A 6,491-nucleotide genomic window follows, 5' to 3' on the forward strand; every position below is an offset into this window, starting at 1 on the left:
GAGTGCTTCGAACGGCTTGCTACCAACCCGCCGGGGTGCACGGGCCACCCGCCCCGACCGGTTCGACCTGCAATGTCGCGTGATCGATGGCGAAGTCGTGGTGGAGAGCCTCGCGGGCGGTGGCCAGCACCGTGCCGAGCTCGGCGGTGGGCTCCAGGCTCAGGTGGGCCGAGGCGACATCCATGCCCGAGGTCAATGTCCAGACGTGCAGATCATGGACGTCGCAGACGCCCGGTACGGCGGCCAGCCGCGACCGTACGTCGCCCACGTCCAGGCGTTCGGGGGCGGCCTGCACGAGGATGCGGACCGCGGCGCGACCCAGGGCGAAGGTACGGGGCAGGATCGACAGGGCCACGACCACGGCCACGATCGGGTCCGCGTACGACCAGCCGGTGACCGCGATGATCGCGGCCGCGACGATGACGCCCGCCGAGCCCAGCAGGTCGCCGAGCACCTCCAGATACGCCCCGCGGACGTTGAGGCTTTCCTTGGCCCCGGCCCGCAGCAGCAGGAAGGCGACGATGTTGATCAGCAGACCACCGGTCGCCACGATCAGCATCGCGCCGGCCGGCACGTGCGGGGGATCGGAGAAGCGCCGCACGGCCTCGATGAGCACGTAGATCGCGACGCCGGTCAGCAGCAGGGCATTGGCCAGGGCGGCCAGCACTTCGAGCCGGTAGAGCCCGAAGGTGCGCTGGGAGTCGGTGGCGGCCCGGCCGGCGGCGTGGATGGCGGCCAGGGCCATGGCGATGCCGAGCACGTCGGTGAACATGTGCCCGGCGTCGGAGAGCAGGGCCAGCGAGCCGGTGGACAGCGCGGCCGCCGCCTCGACCAGCATGAACGCGGCCAGCAGCCCGCCCGCCCACCACAGGCGGGTGCGGTGCCGCTCGCCGGCGCGCAAGGCCTGGCCTCCGTGGTCGTGCCCGGCTCCCATGAGCCCTACCTTCCGTCGCCGCGCTGAGCCTCGGCCAATATATGTTCACATCGCTATGTATGCAACTTGAACTTGAATGCCATTCCGTGGGTACAGAGGGGTGCCAGAAAGTTCCCGCCTGGAAGGAATCACCCCTTGTCCAGAGGCACTCTCGCACTCGTCACCACGGCCGCCCTGGCCGTGGTGCTCGGCGCCGCTCCCGCCGAGGCCGCCCACCGCGGCGGCTCCCTGCAGTCCACCATCCAGCTGCCGAACGGCTTCCAGCCCGAGGGCATCGCGATCGGCAAGGCCCCGTACGCGTACTTCGGGTCCCGGGTCGACGGTGACATCTACCGGGCCAGCCTGCGCACCGGCCGGGGTGAGGTCATCAGCCAGGGCCCCGGCACGCAGTCGCTCGGCCTCAAGATCGACGACCGCGGGCGGCTCTTCGTCGCCGGCGGCAACGGCGGCAACGCCCGCGTGATCAACGCCGCCACCGGCGCGGTGCTGAAGTCCTACACGCTGCAGACCGTCCCGTCGTTCATCAACGATGTGACCCTGACCGGCGGCGCCGCCTGGTACACCGACTCCGCCAACCCGGTGCTGTTCAAGCTGCCGCTGGGCCGGCACGGCAAGCTGCCCGCCGAGGCGGTCCGCGTGCCGCTGACCGGCGACATCACCTACCAGACCGGCAACAACGCCAACGGCATCGCGCCGACTCCCGACCGCCGGGGGCTGATCATCGTGCAGTCCAACACCGGCAAGCTTTTCCGTACGTCGTACAGCGGACGCACCACCGAGATCGACCTCGGCGGTGAGTCCGTGCCCAACGGTGACGGCCTGTGGCTGCGTGGCAGCACCCTCTACGTGGTGCAGAACAGGCTCAACGTGATCACCCGGATCCAGCTCGACAAGCGCGCCACCAAGGGCACGGTGGTCAGCCGCACCACCGACCCGCGCTTCGACGTGCCCACCACCATCGCGGAGTACGGCAAGTACTTCTACCTGCCGAACGCCCGCTTCACCACGCCGGCCACGCCGGAGACCGAATACACCGCGGTCGGGGTCAAGCGCCCCTAACGAGCCGTACCGTGCCAGTCGCGGGTCCCCACCGTCGTCAGGCGCTGGGTGGCCCGCGACAAGGCCACGTACAGGGTCCGGGTGCCGCTGGCGTCGACCGCGATCTCGGCCGGCTCGACCAGCACCACCGCGTCGTACTCCATGCCCTTGGCCTGCAACGCCGTGACCACCTGGATCCGCTCGGGCAGCCCGGCCACCCACCCGGCCATCTCGTCGCGGCGCAGCACCGGCGTGATCACGCCGATCGTGCCGTCGACGTCGGAGAGGTGCTTCTCGGCCGCCTCGCGGACCGCCTCCGGCAGCTGTGCCGCCCCAACGACCAGGTCCACCGGCTCCACCCCGGTGCTGCGCACCGCCGAGGGCAGCGGCAGGTCCGGCATGATCGTGCGGATGACCCGGGCGGCGACCGCGAAGATCTCCGACGAGTTGCGGTAGTTCGTGGTCAGCGAGTACGTGTTGCGGCGCCGCGAGCCCAGCGCCCGGTCGCGTGCCCGGTCCAGCTCCTCGGCGTCGCCGGACCAGGCGGTCTGCGCCGGGTCGCCGACGATCGTCCAGGACGCGTACGCGCCGCGCCGGCCGATCATCCGCCACTGCATCGGGGTCACGTCCTGCGCCTCGTCCACCACCACGTGGGCGTAGTCGCGGTAGTCCTCGTCGCGGACGATCTGCGCGCGGCTCAGCGACTGGCGGTCGGCGTACGTGCTGACCTCCTGCACCCCGTCGCGGACGTGGAACGGGTTGCGGTTCTTCTTCGCCGGCTGCCGCGGACGGCCCATCAGCTCGTCCAGCTCGTCCAGCAGCGCCACGTCGGCGATCGTCGGCCCGTGCTCGGCCAGCCCGTCGAACGAGCCCTGCAGCAGCGCGATCTCCTCCCGCGAGAGCAGTCCGTTGGCGTACCCCCGCAGCCGGGCGGGCTCGGCCAGCCAGCGCAGCACCCGCATCGGGGTGAACCGTGGCCACCACGCCCGCAGGAAGTCCCGGAAGTCGGTGCGGTCGGCCAGCTCCGCCTCGAACTCCTGCTTCTCCGGCAGCGTCTTGACCGAGCCCTTGGCCTGCGTCCACAGCGCGTCGAAGATCCGGTCGAAGCCGGTGCCGCGGACCTCGTTGCGGCGGGCACCCCGCGGCAGCGCCTTGCGCCGGATGCGCTCCAGGTCGGCGGCGTCCAGGCGCAGCAGGGCACCGCGGTAGAGCAGCCGCAGCTCGGTCGGGGCGCCCGGCACCGCGTCGTGCGAGGCGCGCTCCAGCACCCGGCGCATCCGCAGCGAGCCCTTGAGCGCGGCCACCGCGGTCGGGTCGGTGCGGGTGGCGTCGTACCCGGCGACCAGCGAACCGAGCGAACGCAGCGTCGCGGTGTCCTCGCCCAGCGACGGCAGCACCGTGGCGATGTAGTCGACGAACACCCCGGACGGGCCGACCACCAGGATGCCGCCGCCGGCGAACCGGCTGCGGTCGGAATAGAGCAGGTACGCCGCCCGGTGCAGCGCCACCGCTGTCTTGCCCGTGCCGGGACCCCCGGTGACGATGGTCACACCGGAGGCGGGGGAGCGGATCGCGTCGTCCTGCTCGCGCTGGATGGTGGCGACGATGTCGCGCATGCCCCGGCCGGTGGCCTTGGAGAGACTGGCCAGCAAGGCGCCGTCACCGACCACCCGCATGTCGGCGGGCGCGGCCTCCGGGTCGAGCAGGTCGTCCTCGATGTTGGTGACCCGCTCGCGCGCCGACTGGATCATCCGGCGCCGCACCACCCCCAGCGGGTCGGCCGGCGTGGCCCGGTAGAAGGCAGCCGCGGCGGGCGCACGCCAGTCCACGACGAGCGACTGCGACTCCTCGTCGCGGATGCCCATCCGGCCCACGTAGTGCACGGCGCCGCTGGTCAGGTCCAGGCGGCCGAAGACCAGGCCCTCGTACTCGGCGTCCAGGGCGTGCCGGCGGCGGGCCCGGTGGAACACCATGGCGTCCCGCTCGACCAGGGCGCCGAAGGTGCCGACGCCGGCGAGCTGATAGCCCTCCTTCTCGGCTCGGGACGCGTCCTGGCGCAGGTCGGCGAGCCGGGCGTACACCCGGTCGACGTGCTGCTGCTCGACGGCGATCTCCTGCTGCAGGACGGTGGCGTCGCTCAAGTCCGTTGTGCTCCCCGCTGGTGCTCCGCGTGCTCTTGCCGCCGCCCGGCACCGGCGCCAGGGGGCAATCGAACTTACTCCTGTTGCGGCACCTGCGTCGACGGCGGCACGCCCGTGGCGGCTCGATCGGCCTCGATCACGCCGCCTGGTCGTAGCCGGTGCGCCGGGCGCGGGCCGGCGCGCGGCTCGGGGTGCTCTTCGCCGCGCGGTCGACGACGGCGAGCAGAGCGGCGGAGACCTCGGCCGGGCGTTCCATCATGAGCATGTGGCCGGCGCCCTCGAAGACGGTCAGCTCGGTGCCCGCCAGGGCCCCGGCGATCGACTCGGCACAAGGTGGCGGAGTGAGCCGGTCCCGGTCGCCGACCAGCGCGGCGGCGGGCACGTCACCGAGCGCGGCCAGGGTGTCCAGCCGGTGCTGGGCACCGACCGAGGCCCGGAAACCGCCGATGGACCGCAGCGAGGCGCGCCCGAACGCCGACATGGTGACCTCCAGGTCGCCGGGCTCGTGGTCGTCGCCGAAGAGCAGCCAGCGCACGGTCGGACGCAGCACGGGCAGCATCGCGTTGTGCGGCCGCCAGGCACCGAGCCGGGCCAGCAGACCGGCACCGGCCTCCTCGGCGGCCCGCAGGACCGGCGTGATGGTGGTGGGCAGGCCGTAACAGGTGTGGGTGGCGCCCTCGGCGGTGGTCGAGACGAAAACCAGCCCGGCCACCCGCCCGGCGAACTCCCGCGGATACGAGTCGGCGAACTCCATGATCGTCATGCCGCCCAGCGAGTGCCCGACCAGCACGATCGGCCCGGACGGGGCGTACTCACGGAGCACCTCGGCGAGATCGTCACCGAGCTGGGCCAGCGTGGCCGAGCGCAGCCGGGTCGGGGAGGAACGGCCGTGCCCCCGCGCGTCGTACGCGACGACCCGGGCGTCGACCTGCTCGAGCGCCTTGCTCTGGTGATGCCAGGTCCGCCGGTCGAGACACCAGCCGTGCAGAAGCACCACGGTCACCGGCGCGTCGGCCGGGCCACTGGTCTCGACATGCAGCCGTACGCCATCGGCGAGGGTGAGCTCCGAACGCTCGGACATGGGCACCTCCGTGATTCGCACGGCCCCGTTGTACCCACGGGTAATAAGCATCACGCGCGAAAGACTGAATTGCCAGACCTATGGAAGATCTTGCGCCGACCGGCCCGTCCCAGTCGGTGGGCGGAGCGACGTGATCTGCCTCGCACAGGCTGTCCCCGGCTGGTCACTCGTAGAGAATCAGAGCCATGACGGCTTCCTCACCTGCGGAACAGGCAGCGCCGGTGCCCCCGGCAGCCGCCCCGAGTCCATCGACCATGGTCGGAGCGGTCCCGGCCGGCCCACTCAGCACTGACCGGCTGGAAGCGCCGGTGCGGATCGTGCGGCCGGACGACGCGCTCGCGGAGCTGATCGCCGGCAACCGCCGGTTCGTCAGCGGCCGGCCCCTGCACGGCCACGATGTGTCGGCGGCGGCGGCGGCGTCCGGTGGACAGCTCCCGCATGCCGTGGTGCTGGGCTGCATCGACTCCCGGGTGCCGCTGGAAGCGATCTTCGACCAGACCTTCGGCTCGATCTGCGTGGTCCGCTCCGGCGGCCACGTGGTCGACCGCGCGGTGCTCGGCTCGGTCGGCTTCGCCGTGTCGGCGCTCAACGTGCCGTTGATCATGGTGCTGGGTCACGTTCGGTGCGGGGCGGTGGACGCTACGGTGACCGCCCTGCGCGCGGGGGACCGCCCGGACGGGGACGTGGGGTATCTGGTGGACGAGATCGAGCCTGCGGTGCGGGCGGTCGGGCTGGACGACCCCGAGGTGACGGCCAAGGCCATGCGGGCCCACGTGGCGCGGACGGTGCAGCGGATGCAGGACGTGGCGGGGGTGCCGGCGGCGATTGCGGCGGGCAAGGTGGGGGTCGCGGGGGCGGTCTACGACCTCGACACCGGCCTGGTCGAACTGCTCAGCTGACTGGGCTGCCGTTCCGGGCGCGCTCGGCGGCGGCCTGGAGCAACGCCTGGCCGTGCCTGCGGCCTGGCCGAACTCATCCTGGTCGTGCCTGCCTGCGGCTTGGCTGGGCTCATCCCGGCCGTGCCTGCCTGCGGCTTGGCCGGGCTGATCCGAGTCGTGCCCGTCCGCGGGCTTGGCCGGGCTGATCCGAGTCGTGCCCGTCCGCGGCCTTGGCCGGGCTGATCCGAGTCGTGCCCGTCCGCGGCCTTGGCCGGGCTGATCCGAGTCGTGCCCGCCCGCGGCCTTGGCCGGGCTCACCCCGGCCGTGCCCGTCCGCGGCCTTGGCCGGGCTGATCCGAGTCGTGCCCGCCCGCGGCCTTGGCCGGGCTCACCCCGGCCGTGCCCGTCCGCGGCCTTGG

General features: G+C 72.5%; 5 protein-coding genes. 2 read left to right on the forward strand and 3 right to left on the reverse strand.

Annotated elements, in window-relative coordinates:
* Positions 1–19 precede the first annotated feature (19 nt).
* Entirely contained in the window at positions 20–934 is a 915-nt protein-coding gene (locus ACZ6S4_RS43630; RefSeq protein WP_465480521.1) for a cation diffusion facilitator family transporter, read from the reverse strand.
* Between the two features lie 135 nt (positions 935–1,069).
* On the opposite strand from ACZ6S4_RS43630, the gene ACZ6S4_RS43635 reads away from it, so the two are divergent.
* Entirely contained in the window at positions 1,070–1,993 is a 924-nt protein-coding gene (locus tag ACZ6S4_RS43635) for an SMP-30/gluconolactonase/LRE family protein (protein WP_465480522.1), read from the forward strand.
* Here ACZ6S4_RS43635 and ACZ6S4_RS43640 read toward each other — a convergent pair.
* Together ACZ6S4_RS43640 and ACZ6S4_RS43645 are read right to left on the reverse strand one after the other, a co-directional pair.
* Positions 1,990–4,113: a HelD family protein gene (locus ACZ6S4_RS43640; protein ID WP_465480523.1), complete on the reverse strand. Its 2,124-nt coding sequence runs from the start codon at positions 4,111–4,113 to the stop codon at positions 1,990–1,992. The genes ACZ6S4_RS43635 and ACZ6S4_RS43640 overlap by 4 nt on opposite strands.
* Positions 4,114–4,249: 136 nt before the next feature.
* The gene (locus ACZ6S4_RS43645) at positions 4,250–5,194 is read right to left on the reverse strand and encodes an alpha/beta fold hydrolase (RefSeq protein WP_465480524.1); all 945 of its coding nucleotides are present in this window, start codon (positions 5,192–5,194) and stop codon (positions 4,250–4,252) included.
* Positions 5,195–5,502: 308 nt separating this feature from the next.
* On the opposite strand from ACZ6S4_RS43645, the gene ACZ6S4_RS43650 reads away from it, so the two are divergent.
* Positions 5,503–6,093 carry a carbonic anhydrase gene (locus tag ACZ6S4_RS43650; protein WP_465480525.1) on the forward strand — a complete coding sequence of 197 codons (591 nt, stop codon included), beginning with the start codon at positions 5,503–5,505 and terminating at the stop codon, positions 6,091–6,093.
* Positions 6,094–6,491: the final 398 nt, after the last annotated feature.

This window comes from Actinoplanes sp. NPDC051405 (genome assembly GCF_055586185.1).